This is a genomic window from Bittarella massiliensis (ex Durand et al. 2017), from assembly GCF_009876955.1.
GTDB lineage: Bacteria > Bacillota > Clostridia > Oscillospirales > Ruminococcaceae > Bittarella > Bittarella massiliensis.
In genome coordinates this window covers 24287-45794 of record NZ_WWVY01000005.1, presented here as the reverse complement: position 1 = coordinate 45794, position 21508 = coordinate 24287, and the positions used below count along the sequence as shown (strand labels likewise).

Annotated in this window: 25 protein-coding genes; all 25 read left to right on the top strand. The window is 63.6% G+C overall.

Features of this window, described 5'->3' with window-relative positions:
• Positions 1 to 89 precede the first annotated feature (89 nt).
• The gene (pfkA, locus tag GT748_RS07295; RefSeq protein ID WP_021659102.1) at positions 90 to 1070 is read left to right on the top strand and encodes a 6-phosphofructokinase; all 981 of its coding nucleotides are present in this window, start codon (positions 90 to 92) and stop codon (positions 1068 to 1070) included.
• Between the two features lie 154 nt (positions 1071 to 1224).
• Positions 1225 to 1902: a sporulation protein YunB gene (gene yunB / locus GT748_RS07290; RefSeq protein ID WP_044992332.1), complete on the top strand. Its 678-nt coding sequence runs from the start codon at positions 1225 to 1227 to the stop codon at positions 1900 to 1902.
• Between the two features lie 169 nt (positions 1903 to 2071).
• The gene (gene ligA / locus GT748_RS07285; RefSeq protein ID WP_021659105.1) at positions 2072 to 4045 is read left to right on the top strand and encodes an NAD-dependent DNA ligase LigA; all 1974 of its coding nucleotides are present in this window, start codon (positions 2072 to 2074) and stop codon (positions 4043 to 4045) included.
• Positions 4046 to 4114: 69 nt separating this feature from the next.
• A complete protein-coding gene (gene gatC, locus GT748_RS07280) occupies positions 4115 to 4384 on the top strand; it encodes an Asp-tRNA(Asn)/Glu-tRNA(Gln) amidotransferase subunit GatC (protein WP_044992333.1) in 270 nt (89 codons plus the stop codon).
• Positions 4385 to 4397: 13 nt separating this feature from the next.
• Complete coding sequence (gatA, locus tag GT748_RS07275) at positions 4398 to 5870, top strand: Asp-tRNA(Asn)/Glu-tRNA(Gln) amidotransferase subunit GatA (RefSeq protein WP_021659107.1); 1473 nt, start codon at positions 4398 to 4400, stop codon at positions 5868 to 5870.
• 12 nt (positions 5871 to 5882) lie between these two features.
• Positions 5883 to 7313, top strand: coding sequence for an Asp-tRNA(Asn)/Glu-tRNA(Gln) amidotransferase subunit GatB (gatB, locus tag GT748_RS07270; RefSeq protein WP_021659108.1), 1431 nt, complete (start codon positions 5883 to 5885; stop codon positions 7311 to 7313).
• 84 nt (positions 7314 to 7397) lie between these two features.
• Positions 7398 to 8540 carry a glycerate kinase family protein gene (locus GT748_RS07265; RefSeq protein ID WP_021659109.1) on the top strand — a complete coding sequence of 381 codons (1143 nt, stop codon included), beginning with the start codon at positions 7398 to 7400 and terminating at the stop codon, positions 8538 to 8540.
• Positions 8541 to 8567: 27 nt separating this feature from the next.
• Positions 8568 to 9038 carry a GyrI-like domain-containing protein gene (locus GT748_RS07260; protein WP_021659110.1) on the top strand — a complete coding sequence of 157 codons (471 nt, stop codon included), beginning with the start codon at positions 8568 to 8570 and terminating at the stop codon, positions 9036 to 9038.
• A 125-nt stretch (positions 9039 to 9163) separates the two neighbouring features.
• Positions 9164 to 10102, top strand: coding sequence for a putative stage III sporulation protein AA (locus GT748_RS07255; RefSeq protein ID WP_021659111.1), 939 nt, complete (start codon positions 9164 to 9166; stop codon positions 10100 to 10102).
• The gene (locus tag GT748_RS07250) at positions 10095 to 10604 is read left to right on the top strand and encodes a stage III sporulation protein AB (protein WP_021659112.1); all 510 of its coding nucleotides are present in this window, start codon (positions 10095 to 10097) and stop codon (positions 10602 to 10604) included. Before GT748_RS07255 ends, GT748_RS07250 begins: the two co-directional genes overlap by 8 nt.
• A 21-nt stretch (positions 10605 to 10625) precedes the next feature.
• Positions 10626 to 10820 carry a stage III sporulation protein AC gene (gene spoIIIAC, locus GT748_RS07245; protein WP_021659113.1) on the top strand — a complete coding sequence of 65 codons (195 nt, stop codon included), beginning with the start codon at positions 10626 to 10628 and terminating at the stop codon, positions 10818 to 10820.
• A 13-nt stretch (positions 10821 to 10833) separates the two neighbouring features.
• The gene (locus GT748_RS07240; protein WP_021659114.1) at positions 10834 to 11223 is read left to right on the top strand and encodes a stage III sporulation AC/AD family protein; all 390 of its coding nucleotides are present in this window, start codon (positions 10834 to 10836) and stop codon (positions 11221 to 11223) included.
• A 13-nt stretch (positions 11224 to 11236) separates the two neighbouring features.
• Positions 11237 to 12412, top strand: coding sequence for a stage III sporulation protein AE (locus tag GT748_RS07235; protein ID WP_081692965.1), 1176 nt, complete (start codon positions 11237 to 11239; stop codon positions 12410 to 12412).
• 16 nt (positions 12413 to 12428) lie between these two features.
• Positions 12429 to 12902 carry a stage III sporulation protein AF gene (locus tag GT748_RS07230; protein ID WP_021659116.1) on the top strand — a complete coding sequence of 158 codons (474 nt, stop codon included), beginning with the start codon at positions 12429 to 12431 and terminating at the stop codon, positions 12900 to 12902.
• A 22-nt stretch (positions 12903 to 12924) separates the two neighbouring features.
• Positions 12925 to 13446, top strand: coding sequence for a hypothetical protein (locus GT748_RS07225; RefSeq protein ID WP_044992335.1), 522 nt, complete (start codon positions 12925 to 12927; stop codon positions 13444 to 13446).
• Positions 13447 to 13500: 54 nt separating this feature from the next.
• On the top strand, positions 13501 to 14085 hold the full coding sequence (locus tag GT748_RS07220) for a SpoIIIAH-like family protein (RefSeq protein WP_021659118.1): 585 nt from the start codon (positions 13501 to 13503) through the stop codon (positions 14083 to 14085).
• An 89-nt stretch (positions 14086 to 14174) separates the two neighbouring features.
• Entirely contained in the window at positions 14175 to 14546 is a 372-nt protein-coding gene (locus GT748_RS07215; RefSeq protein WP_021659119.1) for an Asp23/Gls24 family envelope stress response protein, read from the top strand.
• Between the two features lie 93 nt (positions 14547 to 14639).
• Complete coding sequence (gene nusB, locus GT748_RS07210) at positions 14640 to 15116, top strand: transcription antitermination factor NusB (RefSeq protein WP_021659120.1); 477 nt, start codon at positions 14640 to 14642, stop codon at positions 15114 to 15116.
• On the top strand, positions 15113 to 16051 hold the full coding sequence (locus GT748_RS07205; protein ID WP_021659121.1) for a peptidase M22: 939 nt from the start codon (positions 15113 to 15115) through the stop codon (positions 16049 to 16051). Before nusB ends, GT748_RS07205 begins: the two co-directional genes overlap by 4 nt.
• Positions 16048 to 17286, top strand: a complete 1239-nt coding sequence (gene xseA / locus GT748_RS07200) for an exodeoxyribonuclease VII large subunit (protein WP_021659122.1) — start codon at positions 16048 to 16050, stop codon at positions 17284 to 17286. Before GT748_RS07205 ends, xseA begins: the two co-directional genes overlap by 4 nt.
• The gene (gene xseB, locus GT748_RS07195) at positions 17258 to 17470 is read left to right on the top strand and encodes an exodeoxyribonuclease VII small subunit (protein ID WP_021659123.1); all 213 of its coding nucleotides are present in this window, start codon (positions 17258 to 17260) and stop codon (positions 17468 to 17470) included. The genes xseA and xseB overlap by 29 nt, the downstream gene beginning before the upstream one ends.
• On the top strand, positions 17460 to 18344 hold the full coding sequence (locus GT748_RS07190; protein ID WP_021659124.1) for a polyprenyl synthetase family protein: 885 nt from the start codon (positions 17460 to 17462) through the stop codon (positions 18342 to 18344). The genes xseB and GT748_RS07190 overlap by 11 nt, the downstream gene beginning before the upstream one ends.
• Positions 18345 to 18356: 12 nt before the next feature.
• Positions 18357 to 18830: a divergent PAP2 family protein gene (locus tag GT748_RS07185; protein ID WP_021659125.1), complete on the top strand. Its 474-nt coding sequence runs from the start codon at positions 18357 to 18359 to the stop codon at positions 18828 to 18830.
• Positions 18831 to 18843: 13 nt separating this feature from the next.
• A complete protein-coding gene (gene dxs / locus GT748_RS07180; protein WP_073260951.1) occupies positions 18844 to 20685 on the top strand; it encodes a 1-deoxy-D-xylulose-5-phosphate synthase in 1842 nt (613 codons plus the stop codon).
• 4 nt (positions 20686 to 20689) lie between these two features.
• On the top strand, positions 20690 to 21499 hold the full coding sequence (locus GT748_RS07175) for a TlyA family RNA methyltransferase (protein ID WP_021659127.1): 810 nt from the start codon (positions 20690 to 20692) through the stop codon (positions 21497 to 21499).
• The last annotated feature ends 9 nt before the right edge of the window (positions 21500 to 21508 follow it).

The following is a 21508-nucleotide window of genomic DNA, read 5'->3' as shown; positions in this document are numbered from 1 at the left end:
TCCCATTTTTGTCCTTGCAATCGATTGGGCTGCCGTGTACAATAAATTCGTATGTGAAAAAGGTAGTTGACATATAGGAGGTTCGCACCATGCACACCGATAAAGAGATCAAGACGATTGGCGTCTTGACCAGCGGCGGGGATGCCCCGGGCATGAACGCCGCCATTCGCGCAGTCGTCCGCACCGCCATCTCCATGGGCATCAAGGTCAAGGGGATCATGCGCGGCTATTCCGGTCTTCTCAACGAGGAGATCATGGACATGAGCATCCGCTCGGTGTCCGAGATCATTCAGCGGGGCGGCACCATTCTCTACACTGCCCGCTGCCTGGAGTTCAAAGAGATGTCCGGCGTCATGAAGGGCAAAGAGATGTGCGAGAAGCACGGCATCGACGGCCTGGTGGTCATTGGCGGCGACGGCTCTTTCCGCGGCGCGCAGGACCTCTCCAACGTCGGGGTCCCCTGCGTCGGCGTCCCCGGCACCATCGACAACGACATCGCCTGCAGCGAGTACACCATCGGCTATGATACCGCCATGAACACCGCCATGGAGATGGTCGACAAACTGCGGGACACCGCCCACTCCCACGAGCGCTGCAGCGTGGTCGAGGTGATGGGCCGCCGGGCCGGGCACATCGCCCTGAACACCGGCATCGCCTGTGGGGCCTGCGTCATCCTGGTCCCCGAAAAGCCCTTTGACCCCCAAAAGGACCTGCTCGACCGCATCCGCTACTCCCAGAGCGTGGGCAAGCGCCACTTCATCGTGGTGGTGGCTGAGGGGGTGGGCAGCGCCGGTGACATTGCCGGGCTGATTCAGAACACCCTGGGCATCGACTCGCGCACCACCGTGCTCGGCCACGTGCAGCGCGGCGGCAGCCCGACCCTGCGCGACCGGGTGATGGCCACCAAGATGGGCTACCGCGCCGTGGAGCTGCTCTCCCAGAACATCGGCAACCGGGTGGTGGCCATTCAGAAGGGCGAGTTGGTCGACTTTGAGATCAACGAGGCCCTGGCCATGCAAAAGACCATCGACGAGCGGCTGCTCAACATCGGTCACGCCATCTCCATCTAGCAAAATTGGTTTTTCAGCGCCCTCTGCCGGTACAGGCAGAGGGCGCTTTTTTGTATCCCCAGGGGGAAAACACCGCCTTTTGAAGCTGATTTTCACCTTTTTCCCGCCCCTTCATAGAATGGAGCAGAGACTTTGAGCGGGGGAGGGGATGCAGATGCGGCACCGCAGAAAGCGGCACCGGCGGGAATGGCTGTTGCGGGTGGGGGTGTTGCTGCTTGTCCTTTTTGGGGCGGTGGCGGCGATCGACCACCAACTGCGGCCGATGGTGCAGTCCTTTGCCACCTACCAAATCAAGAGCTTTGCCACCGAGGTGATCGACGCGGCCATCCTCGACTACCTGGGAAAGGAGGGGGTGGAGTACGGGACCTTCTCCACCGTCACCCGGGACGCCAACGCCCAGGTCACCGGCATCTCGCTCAACACCGTCAACGTCAACCTCTTCAAGGCGGGGATCACCGACCGCATCAACAGCGAGATGTCCCAAATCGGGCTGCAGACCATCAAAATCCCGGTGGGCTCCCTGCTGGGCACCCAGATTTTGCAGGGCGTGGGGCCCGACATCACCCTGCGGGTGCAGCCCTCCTCCTACGCCACCTGTTCGGTGGACAGCCAATTCGATTCGGCGGGCATCAACCAGACCCGGCACCGGGTGGTGCTGAAGGTGTCGGTCATGCTTTCGGCCATCATTCCGGGGTACGTGACCCAGACCGAACTCAACGTCGGCTACACCCTGGCAGAGACCATCATCGTCGGGGCGACGCCGGACCAGTTCACCCACGTGACTGGGGACGACTCCTCCCTCATCGGAAAGATCAACGACTACACCAAATAGGCAGCTGCGCCGGGCGGCCCTGAGAGCGGGGCCGCCCGGCTTTTTGGAAGCTGGGGCAGAGGGGGTATAGGGGGTGGAAATTTGCCCCATAATTTTGAGGGCAGCCCCTGTAAAAGGGGGAAAAGATATGCTATACTAGACGAGTGTATGAACGGAGGAAGAAACAGCTATGCCAGACGCCGTTTTTGAGCGGATGCGGGAGTTGGAGAGGCAGATCGAGTACCACAACGACCGCTACTACAACCAGGACGACCCCGAAATCAGCGATTATGATTACGACCAGCTCACCCAAGAGCTGCGGGCGCTGGAGGCCGAGCACCCCCAGTACAAGAGCGAACACTCCCCCTCCGACCGGGTGGGGGGCGTCTCCTCCAACCAGTTTGAAAAGGTCGCCCACCAGGTGAAGATGGAGAGTTTGCAGGACGTCTTCTCGGTGGAAGAGGTGGAGGAGTTTTTGCAGAAGATCACCCCCGAGGGCGGGGTCATGCCCTGCGTGGTGGAGATGAAGATCGACGGCCTCTCGGTCTCGCTGGAGTACCGGGGCGGCCGGTTGGTGCGGGGCTCCACCCGGGGCGACGGCCTGGTGGGGGAGGACATCACCGTCAATCTGCGCACCATAAAAGACATCCCCAAAACCATCCCCTTTCAGGGCTTTCTGGAGGTGCGGGGCGAGGTGTACATGCCCCGCGCCAGCTTTGAAAAACTGGTGGAGCGCCAGATAGAGGAGGGGGAGAAGCCCTTCAAAAACCCCCGCAACGCCGCCGCCGGTTCCCTGCGCCAGAAGGACGCGTCCATCACCGGGGAGCGGGGGCTCTCCATCTTCGTCTTCAACCTACAACAGGTCGAGGGCAAGGCCTTCACCGCCCACAGCGAGACGCTGCGCTGGATGGCCCAGCAGGGCTTTCCCGTCTCGCCCGACTTTGTCCTCTGCCAGAGCGCCGGGGAGGCGGTGGAGCGCATCCGCGAAATTGACGGCCTGCGGGGGAAGCTCTCCTTCGATATCGACGGCGCGGTGGTCAAGGTGGACGACCTGCACGAGAGGGAGGAGCTGGGCAGCACCTCCAAATACCCCAAGTGGGCCATTGCCTACAAGTACCCGCCGGAGGAGAAGGAGACCATCCTGCGGGAGGTGGAGATCAGCGTCGGGCGCACCGGCGCCCTCATCCCCACCGCTCTCTTTGACCCCATCACCCTGGCGGGAACCACCGTGGGCCGCGCCGTGCTGCACAACCAGGACTTCATCAACGAAAAGCAGGTGGGCATCGGCGATGTGATCGTGGTGCGCAAAGCGGGGGAGATCATCCCCGAGGTGGTGGCCGTCAAGCGCCACTGCGAGGGCTCCCAGGTCTTTCAGATCCCCGCCTACTGCCCCTCCTGCGGCACCAAGACCGTCCAGGCGGAAGACGAGGCGGCCACCCGCTGCCCCAACCCCCACTGTCCGGCCAAAAACTTCCGCCGGCTGTGGCACTTTTGCTCCCGCGACGCCATGGATATCGACGGCCTGGGCCCCGCCATCATCGAGGCGCTGCAAAAGGCCGACCTGATAGAGGATTTCGGCGACCTCTACGCCCTCACCTTTGAGCAGGTGGTGGAGCTGGAGGGCTTTCAGGAGAAGGCGGCCCAAAACCTCATCTCCGCCATCGAGGCGTCCAAGAAAAACGACCTGCCCCGGCTGCTCTTCGGGCTGGGGATCAAGAATGTGGGCAAGCGCGCCTCAGAACTGATCTGCGAGCGCTTTCCCACCCTGGAGGCCATCATGGCCGCTAGCGAGGAAGAGATCAGCGCCGTCGACGGCATCGGCGGGGTGATGGCGCAGAACGTGGTCCGCTTTTTTGCCCAGGAGGAAAATCGCCGGGTGATCGACAAGCTGGTGGCCCGGGGGGTCAACACCACCGCCCACAAGCAGGCGGTGGGCGACAAGCTGACCGGCAAGAAGTTCGTGGTCACCGGCAAGCTCACCCGCTTCACCCGCAAGGAGATCGAAGAGCTCATCAAGCAAAACGGGGGCAAGGTCGCCTCCAGCGTCTCCAAGGCCACCAGCTACCTGGTGGCAGGGGAGGACGCCGGCAGCAAGCTGGAAAAGGCCGAGAGCCTGGATGTCCCCGTCCTCACGGAAGATGCGTTTTTAGAGCTGATCCAGTAGGGGTATTTTAGCCAGAGACCGCCGCTCTGCAGGGGCGGCACAAACCGTTATACAGATGGAGGAATGGATATGGAAATCGACGTGCGGCACATTGCCAAGCTGTCCTATTTGAAGATCGAGGACAATGAGATCGAGACCTATCAAAAGCAGATGAGCGACATCATCCAGATGGTGGAGGCCCTGCCCGACCAGGCCGATTTTGACGCCAAACCCAAGGTGGAAGACGCCATGCAGCTGCGGGAGGACAAGGTCCGCCCCTCCACCCCGCGGGACAAGCTGCTGCAAAACGCCCCCCAGGTAGAGGCGGGCTGCGTCGTCGTCCCCAAAACGCTGGAATAGGAGGAGCAGGGAAATGGAATTGATTCAGAAGACCGCCGCCCAGCTGCACCGGCTGCTGCGCGACAGAGAGATCACCGCCGCCGAGATCACCGATGCGGTGTTTGCGCAGATCGCCGCCTGTGAGCCCCAGGTGCAAAGCTACCTGGCCCTCACCGAGGAGTCGGCCCGCAAGACCGCCGCCCTGGTGGACAAGAAACTCGCCGCAGGGGAGGAGCTGCCCCCGCTGGCGGGCATCCCCATCGCCATCAAAGACAACCTCTGCACCGAGGGGGTCACCACCACCTGCGCCTCGAAGATGCTCTACAACTTCGTCCCCCCATACAGCGCCACCGTGGTCAAAAAGGTGGAGGAAAACCTCCTCCCCATCACCGGCAAGGTGAATCTGGACGAGTTCGCCATGGGCTCCTCCTGCGAGAACTCCCACTTCCAAAAGACCCACAACCCCCACGATTTGAGCCGGGTCCCCGGCGGCTCCTCGGGCGGCAGCGCCGCCTCGGTGGCAGCCGGCGAGGCGGTTTTGGCTCTGGGCTCCGACACCGGCGGCTCCATCCGCCAGCCCGCCTCCTTCTGCGGCATTGTGGGCCTCAAGCCTACATACGGGGCCGTCTCTCGGTACGGGCTGGTGGCCTTTGCCTCCTCTTTGGACCAGGTGGGCCCCATGGCCCGCAGCTGCGAGGACACCGCCATGCTCTTTTCGGCCATCTCCGGCGCGGACGAGATGGACGCCACCTCCTGCGACCGGGGCCACCGGGCGGACTACCGTGACTACCTGGCCCGCGACGTGAAGGGGATGACCATCGGCATCCCCAAAGAGTACTTCGGCGAGGGCATCGACGAGGAGGTCTCCGCCGCCGTCATGCAGGCGGCCGAGGTCTTTCGCTCCCTGGGCGCCCAGGTGAAAGAGGTCTCGCTGCCCTCCTCCCCCCACGCCCTGTCGGCCTACTACATCATCTCCTCGGCGGAGGCATCCTCCAATCTGGCGCGCTTTGACGGGGTCAAATACGGCTACCGCAGCGAGCACTACCAGAACCTGCAGGAGATGTATGTCAACACCCGCACCGAGGGCTTTGGCGCCGAGGTCAAGCGCCGCATCATGCTGGGCACCTACGTCCTCTCCTCTGGCTATTTTGACGCCTACTACAAAAAGGGGAAGGCCTTTCAGAGCGCCCTCTGCGCCGAGTTCGACGCCTGTTTTGCCGACTGCGATTTCTTGCTGACCCCCACCGTCCCCCAGACGGCCTTCAAGCTGGGCGAAAACGTCGACGACCCGGTGAAGATGTACAAGTCCGACATCTGCACCGTGCCGGTGAACATCGCCGGGCTGCCCGCCCTGGCCATGCCCTGTGGCAGGGACAGCCAGGGGCTGCCCATCGGCATGCAGCTCATCGGCCCCCACTTCGGGGAGGACGTGCTGCTCAGCGCCGGGCACCGCTACGAACAGGCGACGGGCCATCAGTTCACCGTCCCCGCCATCGCGTCGAAATAAGGAGGGTTTACCGTGGAATACGAAGTTGTCATCGGGTTGGAGATCCATGCGGAACTCTCCACCAAAACCAAGATCTACTGTGGCTGCAAAAACTCCTTTGGCTCTGAGGTCAATTCCCAGTGCTGCCCTATCTGCCTGGGGATGCCCGGCACCCTGCCCACCCTCAACAAGGAGGTGGTGGAGTACGCCATCCGCATGGGGCACGCCACCCACTGCACCATCAACAACGTCACCAAGCAGGACCGGAAGAACTACATCTACCCCGACCTGCCCAAGGCCTACCAGATTTCCCAGTACGACATCCCCCTGTGTGAAAACGGCTATCTGGACTTCATGGTCTACGGCGAGAAGAAACGGGTGGGGATCACCCGCATCCACATCGAGGAGGACGCTGGCAAGCTCATCCACGCCGAGTCCTTCGAGGGCTCCCTGGTGGACTTCAACCGCTGTGGCGTCCCCCTCATCGAGATCGTGTCCGAGCCCGACATCCGCAGCCCGGAAGAGGCCCACGCCTATCTGGAGACCATCCGCTCCATCCTCCTCTACCTGGACATCTCCGACTGCAAGATGCAGGAGGGTTCGCTGCGCTGTGACGTCAACGTCTCCCTGATGCCCAAGGGGTCGGACACCTTCGGCACCCGCTGTGAGATGAAGAACGTCAACACCTTTAGCGGCGCCGTCCGCGCCATCGAGTACGAGATGGCCCGCCAGAAGGAGATCTTGGACGCCGGCGGCGTCATCGAGCAGGAGACCCGCCGCTGGAACGACGCCAAGGGGGTCACCGAGCTGCTGCGCAGCAAGGAGGACGCCCAGGACTACCGCTACTTCCCCGAGCCCGACCTACGGACCATCTACATCCCCGAAGTGCATGTGGAGGAGCTCAAGGCCACCATCCCCGAACTGCCCAACCAGAAGATCGAGCGGTATATGACCTCCTACGGTCTGCCCCAGAAAGAGGCCACCCTCCTCGCCGAGGACGTGAGCCGCTCCCGCTTCTTTGAGCAGTGCCTCGAGGGGGGGAAGGTGGCGCCCAAGTCGGTCTGCAACTGGCTGCTGGGCGACATTGCCAAGGTCCTCAATGAGCGCGGCTGCGAACTGGACGATCTCGCCCTCACCCCCGAGCGGCTGGTGGAGCTGATTTCCCTGATCGACCAGAAAACCATCTCCACCACCTCCGCCAAGACGGTGCTGGAGTGCATCCTCGACGACGGGGAGATCGCCATCGACCAGATCGTCAAGGACAAGGGGCTCGCCCAGGTCAGCGACACCGCCGTGTTGGAGGCCATCGTCACCGAGGTGCTGGCCGAAAACGCCAAGGCGGTGGAGGACTACCACAGCGGCAAGACCAATGTGCTGGGCTTCCTGGTGGGCCAGTGCATGAAGCGCTCCAAGGGGCAGGGGAACCCCGGCCTGATGCGCCAGCTGCTGGAAGAAAAAATCTAAAAATATCCGCTTTGAGCGAGAGGGGGAGAGTCTGCGGGCTTTCCCCCTCACCTGTCAAGGCAAAAGAGAGGGGAGACTCTGTCGATGAAGCGCTACCTCGCGGTGCCCGACTCCTTTAAGGGCACCCTCACCTCTGGGCAGATATGCGACATTTTGGCCGACTGCGTCCGCCGCTGCGACCCCTCGGCCCGGCTGCGGGCCATCCCGGTGGCGGACGGCGGCGAGGGGACGGTGGACGCCTTCCTCGCCGCCCTCGGGGGGGAGAAGATCACCCTGCCGGTGGCGGGCCCCTATTTTGAGGAGCGCACCGCCTTCTACGGCATCTTGGAGGGCAGCCCCCGCACCGCCGTCATCGAGATGGCGGCCTGCGCTGGACTCCCCCTGGTGGAGGGGCGGGAAGACCCTCTGCGCACCACCACCTACGGGGTGGGACAGCTGATTGCCGACGCCCTGGCGCGGGGGTGCGAGAAAATTTTGCTGGGCCTGGGGGGCAGCTGCACCAACGACGGCGGGGCCGGTGCGGCCGCCGCCTTGGGGGTCCGCTTTTTGGACGACAAGGGGGTCCCATTTATCCCTGTTGGCGGCACCCTGGGGCGGATCGCCGTCGTCGACTGCTCCGGGCTCGACCCGCGGCTGGCCGCCGCCGAAAAGGTCGCCATCTGCGACATCGACAACCCCTTTTACGGCCCCAGCGGCGCGGCTGCCGTCTTTGCCCCCCAAAAGGGAGCGACCCCCGAACAGGTGATGCAGCTGGATGGGGGATTGCGGCGGTTGGCGGAGGTGGTCTTGGCCGAGACGGGTCGGGATCTGCAGCTGCTGCCGGGGGCGGGGGCTGCCGGCGGGATGGGGGGCGGCGTCTGTGCCCTGCTGGGTTTTCGGCTGCAGATGGGGATCGACGCCCTGCTCGACGCGGTGCACTTTGACGACCTGCTGCGGGAGACCGACCTGGTCTTTACCGGGGAGGGGCGAATCGACAGCCAGAGCCTGCGCGGCAAGGTGGTGGTCGGGGTCGCCCGCCGGGCCCGGGCACAGGGGGTGCCGGTGATCGCCCTGGTGGGGGAAATCGGCGAAGGCGCCGAGGCCGCCTATGCAGAGGGGGTCTCGGGCATTTTCTCCATCAACCCCCGGGCCGAGGCCTTTGCCACCGCCCGCCACCGCAGCGCCGACAACCTCCGGCAGACGGCCGACAACCTGCTGCACTTCTGCCAGTCGATGGGCTGGCAATGATCGATGTAGAAAGGCGGTGTCAAACGGATGAGAAGACAGACGGTGGAGTGCCTGCAATTGGAGGAACTCACCCTCTACGGCCTCTGGCAGCCCTCCAGCGACAAAACGGTCGCCAGAGACATCCCCGCCCTCTCGCGCCGGTACCGGGCGGCGATCCGGCGGCAGGGAGAGCAGGTGCTGCCCTTTTACGTCCTCTCCCGAGACTACGACGAAGCCAGCGGCCGCTTCTCCCTCTTCGTGGGGGGCGCGCAGCCCTATCCGGCGCTTCGGGAACTGACCCTGCCGGCCGGGCTTTACGGCAGGATGGTGGTTCGCCCCCGCTGGGCCTTTCTCTGGGGGGCGGCAGTCGGGGCGGCCAAGCGGTATTTCTATACCCGGTGGCTCCCCGACAGCCCCTACCGGGCCTGCGGCCTGGAGTTTGAGCGCCACACGGAAAAGAGCTTGGGCAGGCGCCCCTCGGTGGACCTCCTCTTTTCCATCCGAGAAAAAATACTCTGAGCCTCACTTGGCAAAAGGGCCCGCAGCACATCCGTTGCGGGCCCTTTTTTGCGTTTTGGGACAGGTTCTATCCCGGTGGGACAACCCATATAGTGTTAGTGTACAAGTTGTGGGAGGGATGAACCATGAGTCGAGAAACCCCTTTTGAGCAGGTGACGGCCGTCCTGCCCGAACCCATTCGCAGCGGCTGTCTGGCCCTGCCCCAGCCCGTTTGGGAACGCTGTCAGGAAATCCGCCTCACCTCTGGGCAGCCCGTCTCCCTCTACGGGGAGGGGCGGCTGCGCTTTCTGGGGGAGGGAGCGCTGCTGGACGAGCCCCAAGGGGCCCTCTGTGCCACCGCCGTCCAGGTGCGCTCCTGTGTGCAGGCCTGCTGCGAGTACTCCCTCTACTCCCATCAGGACCAGATCGCCCAGGGCTTTCTCACCATCCGCGGCGGACACCGGGTGGGGCTGTGCGGCAAGCGGTTTTACTCCCCCGAGACGGGGGAGACGGTGCACGAATTTGAGGCCGTCAACCTGCGCATCGCCCGGGGGGCGCTGCCCGCCGACCCGGCTGTCCTCCGCTTTTACCGGCTGCACGGGCTGGGGAACACCCTCATCGTCGGCCCGCCGGGCAGCGGCAAGACCACCCTTCTGCGGGGCCTCATCCGCGCCTTTTCCGGCGGCGGATGGGAGCGCTATTTAAAGGTGGGGGTGGTGGACGAGCGGGGGGAGTTGGCCAACTGCCTGGGGGGCCAGTGCCAGACCGATTTGGGCCCGGGCGCCTTCGTGCAGAGCTACTTCTCCAAGGCCGAGGGCATCTTTCGCTGCGTGCGCACCATGTCTCCCGACTTGGTGGCCTGCGACGAGATCGGCAACGAGGAGGACGTGGCCGCCCTGCGGCGCTGTGCTGTCTCGGGGGTCTGGGTCATCGCCACCGCCCACGGAGACACGGTGGAGGACCTGCGGCGAAACCCCGCCCTGGCCCCGCTGCTCAAACAGGGCTTTTTCACCCACTTTCTACAGGTCTCGCCGCACGATTTCTCGGTCAGGGCCCACTGCGAGAGGGGGGCTACCCGTGGTTAAGGCAATCGGCTGCCTCTTCCTCCTCTCGGCCTGTTCGTTGGGGGGACTCTACCTTTCTGGCCGCATCCGAGAAGAGGAGCGGTTGGTGCAGACCCTGCTCAAATTCTTCCGCGGGATCGAAGGGGAGCTGACCTACGGCGGCGCGCCGGTGGGGGAACTGCTGCAACAGGCCGCCCAAGACCCCCGCTTTGCCGGGCTCGACTTTCTCCCCCTCTGCTGCAGGGGGATGGAGACCGGCGACTTCTCCGCCAGTTTCTGCAGCGCGGTGGAGGGGTGCCGCTGCCTGCAAAAGAGTCCGCCTGCCCTCCGCCAGTTGATGCTGGACTTTGGGCGGGAATTCGGCACCCGCCCCTCCCCGGTGGAGCTCTCCCGCCTGGCCCTGCTGGTACAGAAGTTGGAGGAACAGCTGGAGGAGACCCGAGAGGCTTACCGAAAAAACGGAAAGATGTACAACACCCTGGGGGTGCTGGCGGGGCTGGGCCTCTCCATCATCCTCTGGTAGCCCCAAAAGGAGGACGCGAAAATGGACGTAGATCTCATCTTCAAAATTGCCGCCATCGGCATCATCGTGGCGGTGCTCAACCAGGTGCTCATCCGCTCCGGGCGGGAGGAGCAGGCCATGCTCACCACCCTGGCGGGGCTCATCGTGGTCCTGATGATGATCATCGGGGAGATCAGCACCCTGTTTGACACCGTCAAGGCCATCTTCGACCTGTGAGGCGGTGGGGGAAATGAACGTGCTGGGCGTGGCGGTCTTTGCCATCGTCGCGGCGATTTTGGCCCTCACCCTCAAGCAGTACAGCCCCCAAATCGCCGTGGTGGTGTCGGTGGGGGCGGGGGTGTTGCTCTTCGGCTATATCGCCGCCTCCCTGCTGCCGGTGCTGCAGGAGGTCCTCTCCATTTCGCTGCTCTCAGAGGGAGTGGCCGAAAACATCGGCACCCTCTTCAAGTGTCTGGGGGTCTGTTATGTGGTGCAGCTGGCGGCCGACAGTTGCCGGGACGCCGGGCAGCAGGCCATCGCCTCCAAGGTGGAACTGGCGGGCAAGGTCACGGTGTTGGCCCTGGCCCTGCCGATGCTGAAAACGGTGGTCTCCTTTTTGGACGACCTGATTTTCCTGTAAAGGGGGCGGCGCTGTGAGACATTCAAGGATCTTGGCCGCCCTGCTGTTGGCCCTGGCCCTCCTCTTTTTTTCGCTCTGGACCGCCTTTGCCGAAGAGGGGGAGGAGGAGAGCCCGGCCACCGACACCCAACAGATCTTGCAGGAACAGTACGATTTGAGCGGCGCCTCTCAGTTAGAGGACGCCCTTCCCGAAGAGGCCAGGGATACCCTAGAGGACAGCGGCCTTCTCGACGGCGATTTGACGGGGGAGAGCGCCCTCTCTTTCCTCGACCTGCCCAAACTGCTGGGCAGCCTCTGGGAGTCGATCAAGACCACCGCCAAAGAGCCCATCCGCATACTGGCCCTCATCGTGGTCACCATTTTGGTCTGCGCCATGGCCGAGAGCATGAAGAGCACCTTCTTCTCCGAAAGCCTCTCCCCGGTGGTGTCGGTGGTGGCCGCCCTCTGTATTGCGGTGTCGGTGGTCGCGCCGGTCTACCGGCTGATCCAAGACCTCAACCAGACCCTTCTCTCCACCAACCAGTTCATCGCCACCTTCGCCCCCATCTACTCCACGGTGGCGGCCACCTCCGGCCAGCCGCTGACGGCCACGGCCTACTCCGGGGTGCTGATGTTGGTGGTGCAGGGGGTCTCGGCCATCTGCTCCTCCACCATTGTCCCCCTGCTGGGGCTGATGCTGGCCTTTTCGGTCACCGGCGCGGTGCAGAGCGACCTGCGGGTCTCGGCCATCAGCGGGGGGCTGAAAAACGCGGTGGTGGTGGTGCTCACCCTGCTGCTGACCATCTTCTGCGGTGTCCTCTCGATGCAGAGCTTTGTCACCTCCGCCTCGGACAACCTGGCCATGAAGACCGGAAAACTCCTCATCGGCAATATGGTGCCGATCGTGGGGGGCGTGGTCTCCGACGCCCTCTCCTCGGTCTACGGCTGTCTCAAGGTGGTCAAAAACGGGGTCGGGGTCTTCGGGATCGCCGCGGTGGTCGTCTCCTTTGTTCCGCTGCTGCTGCGCTGCCTGCTCTACAAAGCCACCCTCTGGGCCGGGGCGTTCTTCTGCGACATGCTGGGGGTCTCGTCGGTGCGGGACACCCTCAAATCCATCGGAAACTGTCTCACCATTGCGGTGGCGCTCCTCTTCACCTACGCGCTGCTGGTCATCATCACCACGGTCATCGTCATGATGGGCGTCGGATAAAAAGGGGGAACAGATCGTGCAGGCAATTCAGCAGTGGGGGTTCGCCCTCTGTCTCAGCTGCATCTGCGGCGGGATCTTCAAGATGGTGGCCCCCTCCCGCAGCATGGAGTCGGTGTTCAAGGTGGCGGTCAACGTCTTTTTTCTGGCCTGTATCGTCGCCCCCCTGTCGGGGCTAGGCGGGGTTTCATTCAACCTCCCCTCGGCAGGGGAACTGCCCCAGGTAAGCCAGGCGCAGGAACAGATCGCAAAACAGGTGGCGGCCCTGGCGGCCGAGAACCTGCGCACCCAGATCGGCGCCTACCTGGACGGACAGGGGAAGGACTATGAAAAAATAGAGGTGCGCACTCATGTGGACGAGGGGGGGCGCATAGATATTAGAGAAATCAAAATCCAAACGGGAAAGGGGCGGGACGAGGCCCTGGAGCGCCAGGTCAGCGAGGCGTTCGGCCTGCCCACCTCGAGTGCGGAGGACACAGAAGATGCTGGATAGGTGCAAGGAACTTCTCACAAAAGTGGACAAAACAAAACTCATCGTCATCCTGGGGGCCGTCGGAGTGCTGCTCATCTTTCTCAGCAGCCTGGGGGGCAACGGCAAGTCTAGAAAGGGGTCCTCCCAAAGTACAGGCGCCTCTTCGACCCCTGTCAGCCAGGAGGCGTATGTGTCGCAGACCCAGAAGGACCTGACGGACATCCTGCAAAAGGTGCAGGGGGTCGGCCGGGTGGAGGTGATGGTCACCCTGGAACGCTCCTCCGAGAGCCAGTACCTCTACGAGGAGAAAAAGAGCGTGGACGCCATGGCGGGCCAGGGCGGCAAGAGCCGGGAGAGCACCGAGAGGAGCTACCTCTTGGTGGAGGACCAAAACGGCAAGAAACAGGCGGTGGTGCAGAGCACGTTGGAGCCGGTCATCAAGGGGGTGCTTATCGTCTGCGACGGAGGGGGCGACCCCACTGTGGAAGGGCGGGTTTTGGAGGCGGTGACGACCCTGCTGGACGTCCCCTCCAACCGCGTTTACATAGCGAAAAAAGGCGGGTAGACCGCCCTTTGGCACGGGGTGCCCAGAAAAGGCAAAGAAAGGGGTAAACAAATCATGAAAGCAGGAAAGAAGCAGGTCATCTTGGGGGCGCTGGTGCTGGCGCTGAGCGTGGCGGTCTATCTCAACTGGCAGTTCGCCAAATCGGGCAGCGACTTCACCACCACCGACTCCCTCTCGGCATCGGGCAACTACGGCGACGCCGAGTACGTCAACGGCTCGGGCGACGGCAGCTCCAAGAGCGACGAGGAGCTGGGGGAGAAGGAGGAGACCTCTGCCCCGGTGGAAAAGGGGGAGGAGTACTTCGCCGAGTCCCGCACCAACCGCCAGAAGAGCCGGGATGAGGCCCTGGACAAACTGCAAAAATCCCTCAAGGACACCACCATTTCAGAGGAGGAGAAGAAATCCCTGACCAACTCCCTCTCCTACATGGTCAAGGCGGTGGAGACCGAGGGAAAGATCGAGAGCCTCATCAAGGCCAAAGGCTATTCCGACTGCCTGGTATATATCAACAACGAAAAGGCTGACGCGGTGGTCAAGACCGACGGTCTCAACGAGGACACCGCCAACCAAATCAAGGAGATCATCATCCGCGAGGCCGGCGTCAAGGCGGAAAATATCACAATAACCGAGGTAAAATAGTTGTCTCTCTCCTTTTTTGTGGTATAATATACAGCATACAGGGTGTATGTTATACAGAATGATGCATTGCTATAAAGGAGGGCGCATTGATGGGCGAACCCAGTTTGAAGGACACCATCGGCAACCTGAAGGTCTCTGAAGAGGTGCTGGCCACCATCGCCAAGATGGCGGCTGGGGAGGTCAAGGGGGTGGCCCAGGTCACCTGTGAGAACTCCAACATCAAGGGGCTGTGGGCCAAGGCGATCCGCCGCAACCCGGTGGGCATCGAGCTAAACGGCGACATCGCCACGGTGAACATCTGCCTGGACCTCTACCAAGGGGTCAGCATCCCGGACGTCTCCTTGGCTGTGCAAAACAGCGTGAAATCCGCCATCCAGAGCATGACGGGCATCACCGTTTCCAAGGTGAATATCGTCGTGCAGGGGATCGCCTTTGAGAGTGAGAGCGGGGAAGAGCACTGACATTCGCCCCATACCCTCCCGTGTACCGTCACAGGAGGGTATTTTTGTGGGGCCACCCCACGCCCTATATTCCAACACAGCGAGGAGACAAATATGACCAGAAGTGAATCGAGAGAGGCGGCCTTTGTGCTGGCCTTTGAACAGTTTTTCCTGTCCGACGAGAGCGCCGAGGACATCATTGCCGGCGCGAGCGAGTGCGGCACACTGCGGATGAGTCAGTACGCCCTGAACGTCTTTCGCCAGGTGTGCGAGCGCGCCCCCGCGCTGGACGAGCAGATCGCCCGCCACCTGAAGGGCTGGACGCTCGAGCGCATCTCCCCGGTCTGCCGCTCCATCCTGCGGGTGGCCCTGGCCGAGATCGCCGCCGACTTCTGCCCGGTGGGGGTCGCCATCAACGAGGCCGTGGAGCTGGCCAAGAAGTACGGCACCGACGACGACTACGCCTTTGTCAACGGACTTTTGGGCGCGGTGGCGAAGGAGCTGGGGACGCCCGAAGAGGCCCTGCAGGCCGAGGCGCTGCCCGAAGCGGCCGAGGACGAGGAGCTGCTGGTGCAGCCGCAGGAACAATGAAGTACTTTCTCGGCCTCGACACCAGCAACTACACCTCCTCCCTCGCCGTCTGCTCGGCCGAGGGGGAGGTGGTGCAGAATATCCGACTGCCCCTTCCGGTCAAAGAGGGACAGATGGGGCTTCGCCAGAGCGACGCCTGTTTTCTGCACGTCAAAAATTTCAGTGAACTCACCACCTCTATCCTCGGCGGGATCCCCGTCGGGGATGTTCTGGCTGTTGGCGTGTCCGACCGCCCCCGGGATATAGAGGGCTCCTACATGCCCTGCTTCCTGGTGGGGCTCTCCAGCGCCACCCTCATTGCCAACTTGCTGGGGCTGCCCCTCTACCGCTTTTCCCACCAGCAGGGGCACATTGCCGCCGCTCTCTACGGGGGCGGGGCCCTCTCCTACCTACAAGGGCCCTTTCTGGCCTTTCACGTCTCCGGCGGCACCACCGAAGCGGTGCTGGTGGAGCCCGATGGGGAGCGCATCTGCAAGACCACCTATCTGGCAGGCTCCCTCGACCTGAAGGCCGGACAGGCGGTCGACCGGGTGGGGGGGCTGCTGGGGCTGCCCTTTCCCGCCGGCCCGGCGCTGGACAAGCTGGCCTGCCAGAGCGAAAAGCGCTACCGGGCCCGCCCCACCTTCAAGGGCTGCGATTGCTGCCTCTCCGGGGTCGAAAACCAGTGCCGAAAGATGCTGTCGCAGGGCGAGGCCCCGGCCGACGTGGCCCGCTACTGCCTCGACTACCTGCTGGCCGCCCTGGACGGGATGACCGCCCGGCTGCTGGAGAAGCTGGGGCCACTGCCCGTCCTCTACTCGGGCGGGGTGATGTCCAACTCCATCCTCTCGGCAGCCCTGTCTCAAACATACGGCGGGGTCTGCGCCCCGGCCAATTTCTCCAGCGACAACGCCGCCGGCATCGCCCTCTTGTGCAGAGAGAGGTGGGGGAGATGACCGGCGCCGCCCTCACCGTCACCCAGCTCAACGCCTATGTCAAGTCCATCGTCGAGTCCGACGGCAAGCTCAAAGACCTGCTGATCCGGGGGGAGATCTCCAGCTTCCACCGCCACTTTCGCACCGGCCACCTCTTTTTCAGCCTCAAGGACGCCGGTGCCTCCATCAAGGTGGTGATGTTTCAGTCCTACGCCAACCGGCTGGCCTTCTCCCCAGAGGACGGGATGTCGGTGATCGTCCGCGGCGCCGTCTCGGTCTTTGAGCGCGACGGGGTCTACCAGCTCTACGCCAAGGACATCCTGCCCGAAGGGGTCGGCGCCCGGCAGCTGGCACTGGAACAGCTCAAGCGCAAGCTGGCCGCCGAGGGGCTCTTCGACGCCGGGCGCAAAAAGCCCCTGCCGCCCTTTCCCCAACACATCGCCCTCATCACCTCCAAGTCGGGGGCGGCAGTCAAGGACGTGCTGGGGGTCCTGGCGCGGCGGTACAACCTCTGCACCGTTTCCCTCATCCCGGTGTCGGTGCAGGGGGAGGCGGCCTGCCCCTCCATTGTGCGGGCGCTGCGCTACGTCTCCATCGCCGGGCGGTACGACGCCTGTATCCTCACCCGGGGGGGCGGCAGCCAGGAGGACCTCTGGGTCTTCAACCGGGAGGAGATCGCCCGCGCCATCGCCGACTGCCCGGTGCCAGTCATCTCGGCGGTGGGGCATGAAATCGACTTCACCATCGCCGACCTGGCGGCCGATTTGCGGGCGCCCACCCCCTCGGCGGCGGCCGAACTGGTGGCCCCTGACAGCGGGGAGATCGCCCGCCAGCTAAACGGCGCCTCCCTGCGGATGGAGACGGCCCTTCACCGCCTCTACACCCGAAAGAAGGAGGCCCTCTACCAACTGCAGCTGCGCCACCGCGCCTGTTCGCCCGCCCAGTTGTTGGGAGAGCGGGGCGAGGGGCTTGCCGCCCTCCGCCACCGGCTGCAGACTGCCTGCACCAAGCGACTGGACAAGCTGGAAGCCGATTGGCGCAGCGCCGCCGACCTCTGTGAGAGCCTAAACCCCGCCAAGGTGCTCTCCCGGGGGTACGCCATTGCACAGAAGGACGGCGCCGCCGTCCACTCCGTTATGCAGATACAACCGGGCGACCGGCTCTCCCTTCGCTTTTGCGACGGCGAGGCCGATTGCACCGTCGACCAGATAGGGGAGGAGCCCAGCCATGCCGACCAAAAAGAAAGCGAGCTTTGAAGAGAACTACCGCGCCCTGGAACAGGCCATCGCCTCGTTGGAGGGGGCCGATCTCCCCCTCGAGGAGGCCCTGTCCACCTACGCCAAGGCGGCGGCCCTGCTGTCCGACTGTTACGGCCAGCTCAAGGCCGCCCGCCAGACGGTGGAGGAGATCAAACTGGAGGGAATGGACGATGAATTGTAGAGAACAACTCGAGCGCGACCTGGCCGCCATCGAGGCCTTTTTGCAGACCGCCGTCCCCGACGGAGACCCCCTCTACCGAGAGGTGGCCGAGGCCATGCGCTACAGCCTGCTGGCCGGCGGCAAGCGCATCCGCGCCCTCTTTGTTCTCGAGTGCTGCGCAGCCCTGGGCGGCCGGCGGGAGGAGGCGCTCCCCCTGGCCGCCGCCATCGAGATGGTGCACGCCTACTCCCTCATCCACGACGACCTGCCCTGCATGGACGACGACGACCTGCGCCGGGGCAAGCCCTCCTGTCACAAGGTCTACGGTGAGGCCACCGCCCTGTTGGCGGGGGACGCCCTGCTGACCTTTGCCTTTGAGACCGCGGCCGGCGCCCCTCTCCCCGAGGAGCTGCGACTGCGGGCGGTGGCAGCCCTGGCCCGCGCCGCCGGCTACCGGGGGATGATCGGCGGGCAGGTCATCGACCTGGCCTATGAGAACAGACCCATGGAGCCGGAGGTGCTGGCCACCCTGCACCGGCTCAAGACCGGCGCCCTCCTCTCGGTGAGCGCCCAGTTGGGGGCCATTGCCGCCGGCGCGGGGGAGGACAGCCAGTGCGCCCTGGGCGATTTTGCCGAGGACGTCGGGTTGGCTTTTCAAATTGCAGATGATATACTGGATGCCGTGGGGGATGAGGCCAAGTTGGGCAAGCCCATCGGCAGCGACGCCGAGCAGGGAAAGACCACCTTTGTCACCCTTTACGGGGTAGAGGCCTCCCGCGAGCAGGTGCGCGCCTGTACCGACCGGGCCCTCTGCAAGCTGCAAAGGGCGGTCCCCGGTGAACAGGGCGGTTGCCTGGCCCACCTCTGCCAGTCGCTGGTGGACAGAGAAAGCTAAAGGGCGGTTGATATGGATATCCTACGACAGATGTTCGGCAACTACTGTTTAAACGTTGCCCTGATCTCCTGGTTGAGCGCGCAGGTGCTCAAGACGATCTTTACCTTCATCGCCACCAAAAAGCTCAATTTGGAGCGGATGGTGGGGGCGGGGGGGATGCCCAGCGCCCACTCGGCCCTGGTCTGTTCCCTCACCGTGGCCATCGCCCGCACGGTGGGCGTCTCCTCCCCGGAGTTCGCCCTGGCCTTCCTGGTGGCCTGCGTGGTCATGTACGACGCCATGGGGGTGCGCAGGAGCGCAGGGGAACAGGCCAAAGTCCTCAACAAGATCATCTTCACCTGGGAGAAGAGCCAGGACGCCCCCGACGAAGACGAGGACGATATGTTCAAAAAGGACTTGAAGGAGTCCCTCGGCCACACCCCGCTGGAAGTGCTCGGCGGTGCCCTGCTGGGCATTTTGGTGGCCATGCTGGTATCTTTGACATAGAAGGTGAACGGATTTGTCCATTTTACAGCGCATCAACGGACCCGGTGATTTGAAGATGCTCTCCACCGCCGAACTCAACGCCCTGGCGGAGGAGATCCGGGAGCGGCTCATCGAGGTGGTCTCCCAAAACGGGGGGCACCTGGCCTCCAACCTGGGGGTGGTGGAACTCACCATCGCCCTGCACCGCATCTTCACCACCCCCAAAGACGCCATTGTCTGGGACGTGGGGCACCAGTCCTACACCCACAAAATGCTCACCGGGCGCAGGGACCGGATCGACACCATCCGTACCGAAGGGGGGCTTTCCGGCTTTCCCAAGCCGTATGAGAGCGAGCACGACGCCTTTGTGGCTGGGCACGCCAGCACCTCCATCTCCGCCGCCATGGGGCTGGCCGAGGCCAAGCGCCAGCGAGGGGACGACGGCTACGTCATCGCCGTCATCGGCGACGGTGCCTTTACCGGCGGCATGGCCTATGAGGGGCTCAACAACGCCGGCAAGGCCCGGGGCAACCTGATCATCATCCTCAATGACAACGACATGTCCATCTCCAAAAGCGTGGGGTCGGTGGCCAACTATCTCTCGGAGATCCGCACCAAACCGGCCTATTTCCGCTTTAAGGACTCGGTCTCCCACCTCCTGGAGCGCACGCCGATGGTAGGCCGGCAAATCAAGGACGCCCTGGTCTCCTCCAAGTCGAAACTCAAGACCGCCATCTACCACAACACCTTTTTTGAGGACTTGGGGTTTGACTACCTGGGGCCCATCGACGGGCACGACATCGACATGCTCTGCGGCGCCCTGATGCGGGCCAAGCGCATCAGCCGGCCCGTTCTCATCCACATTGCCACCCAAAAGGGGAAGGGGTACCAGAAGGCGGAGGAAAATCCCGGCGCCTACCACGGGGTCTCCAGCTTCGACATCGAAAAGGGAAATCCCGACATCTCCAACGAGGACTCCTTCTCCACCGCCTTCGGCCGCGCCCTGGTGGGGCAGGCCATCAAAGACCCCTCCATCTGCGGCATCACCGCGGCCATGAAATACGGCACCGGGCTGCAGTTTTTCAAACACAAGTACCCCAACCGCTTTTACGACGTGGGCATCGCCGAGGAGCACGCCGTGACCTTTGCCTCTGGGCTGGCCACCGGCGGGCTGCGGCCGGTGTTTGCCGTCTACTCCACCTTTTTGCAGCGCTGCTACGACCAGATCATCCACGATGTGGCCCTGCAACACGCCCACCTGGTGCTGGCCATTGACAGGGCCGGTCTGGTGGGACAGGACGGGGAGACCCACCAGGGCATCTACGACGTGTCGATGCTCCAATCCGTCCCCACCATGACCCTCTACTCCCCCGCCACCTACCGCGAGTTGCGCCACTGTCTGAACGCCTGTCTCTATGGGGAAGAGGGGCCCTGTGCCCTCCGCTATCCCCGCGGAAAGGAGGACGGGCGCCTCGCCTTTTTGGACGATCTGCCCTGCGAGGACCACCACCTCTTCCCAGGCAAAAAGAAGGGCGGCAAGGTGGTGCTCACCTACGGCCGAATCTTTGCCGAGGTCTATCCCGCCGCCCAGAAGGTGGGGGCCTCCGTCCTCAAACTGACCAAGCTCTTCCCCCTGGGGGAAGATGTCTGCGAGCTGCTCTGCTCCTACAAAGCCGTCTACTTTGTGGAGGAGGGGATCCGCAGCGGCGGCGTCAGCGAACGGCTGGCCTCCCAGCTGGCCGAGAGCGGCTACCGGGGGCGCATCCACATCCGCGCCATTGAAGACGGCGTCATCCCCCAGGCCTCGGTGGAGTCGACCCTCGCCCACCTGGGCATGGACGAAGCCGGCATAGCCCGCTTTTTAGAGCAGGAGTGATCACATGAAGACAAGACTGGACGTCTATCTGACCGAACAGGGGCTGGCGGAGACCCGCCAGAAGGCCCAGGCCTACATCATGGCCGGCGATGTCTACATCAACGGCCAAAAGGCCGACAAGGCCGGCGACACCGTCAAAGAGGGGGACGCCGTCGAGCTGCGGGGCGCCAAGTTGCCCTACGTCAGTCGGGGCGGCCTCAAACTGGAAAAGGCCATGGCCGTCTTTCCCATCTCCCTGAAGGACAAGATCTGCATGGATGTGGGGGCCTCCACCGGGGGGTTTACCGACTGCATGCTGCAAAACGGCGCACAGAAGGTCTATGCCGTGGACGTAGGGTACGGGCAGCTGGCCTGGAAACTGCGCTCGGATGAACGGGTGGTCAACCTAGAGCGGCAGAACATCCGCTACCTCACCGGCGAGCAGGTCCCCGACGAGCTGGACTTTGTCAGCGTCGACGTCTCCTTCATCTCCCTCTCCCACGTGCTGCCGGTCATCTGGCGCTTTCTCGCCCCCGGCGGCCGGGCCGTCTGCCTCATCAAACCCCAGTTTGAAGCCGGGCGGGAAAAGGTGGGCAAAAAGGGGGTCGTCCGCGACCCGGACACCCACCGGGAGGTCATCGAAAAGGTCATCTCTCTGGCTGGGGAGAACCAATTTGCTGTAAAGGGACTTGACTTTTCACCTGTCAAAGGCCCTGAAGGGAATATTGAATACCTGATTTTCCTGGAAAAGGGAGCGGGGGAGGGGCTGCCGACCATTGGCAGCGAACAGGTCGCCGAGACGGTGACCGCCTCCCACCGGGCGCTCTCCGTCTGATTTAGAGAG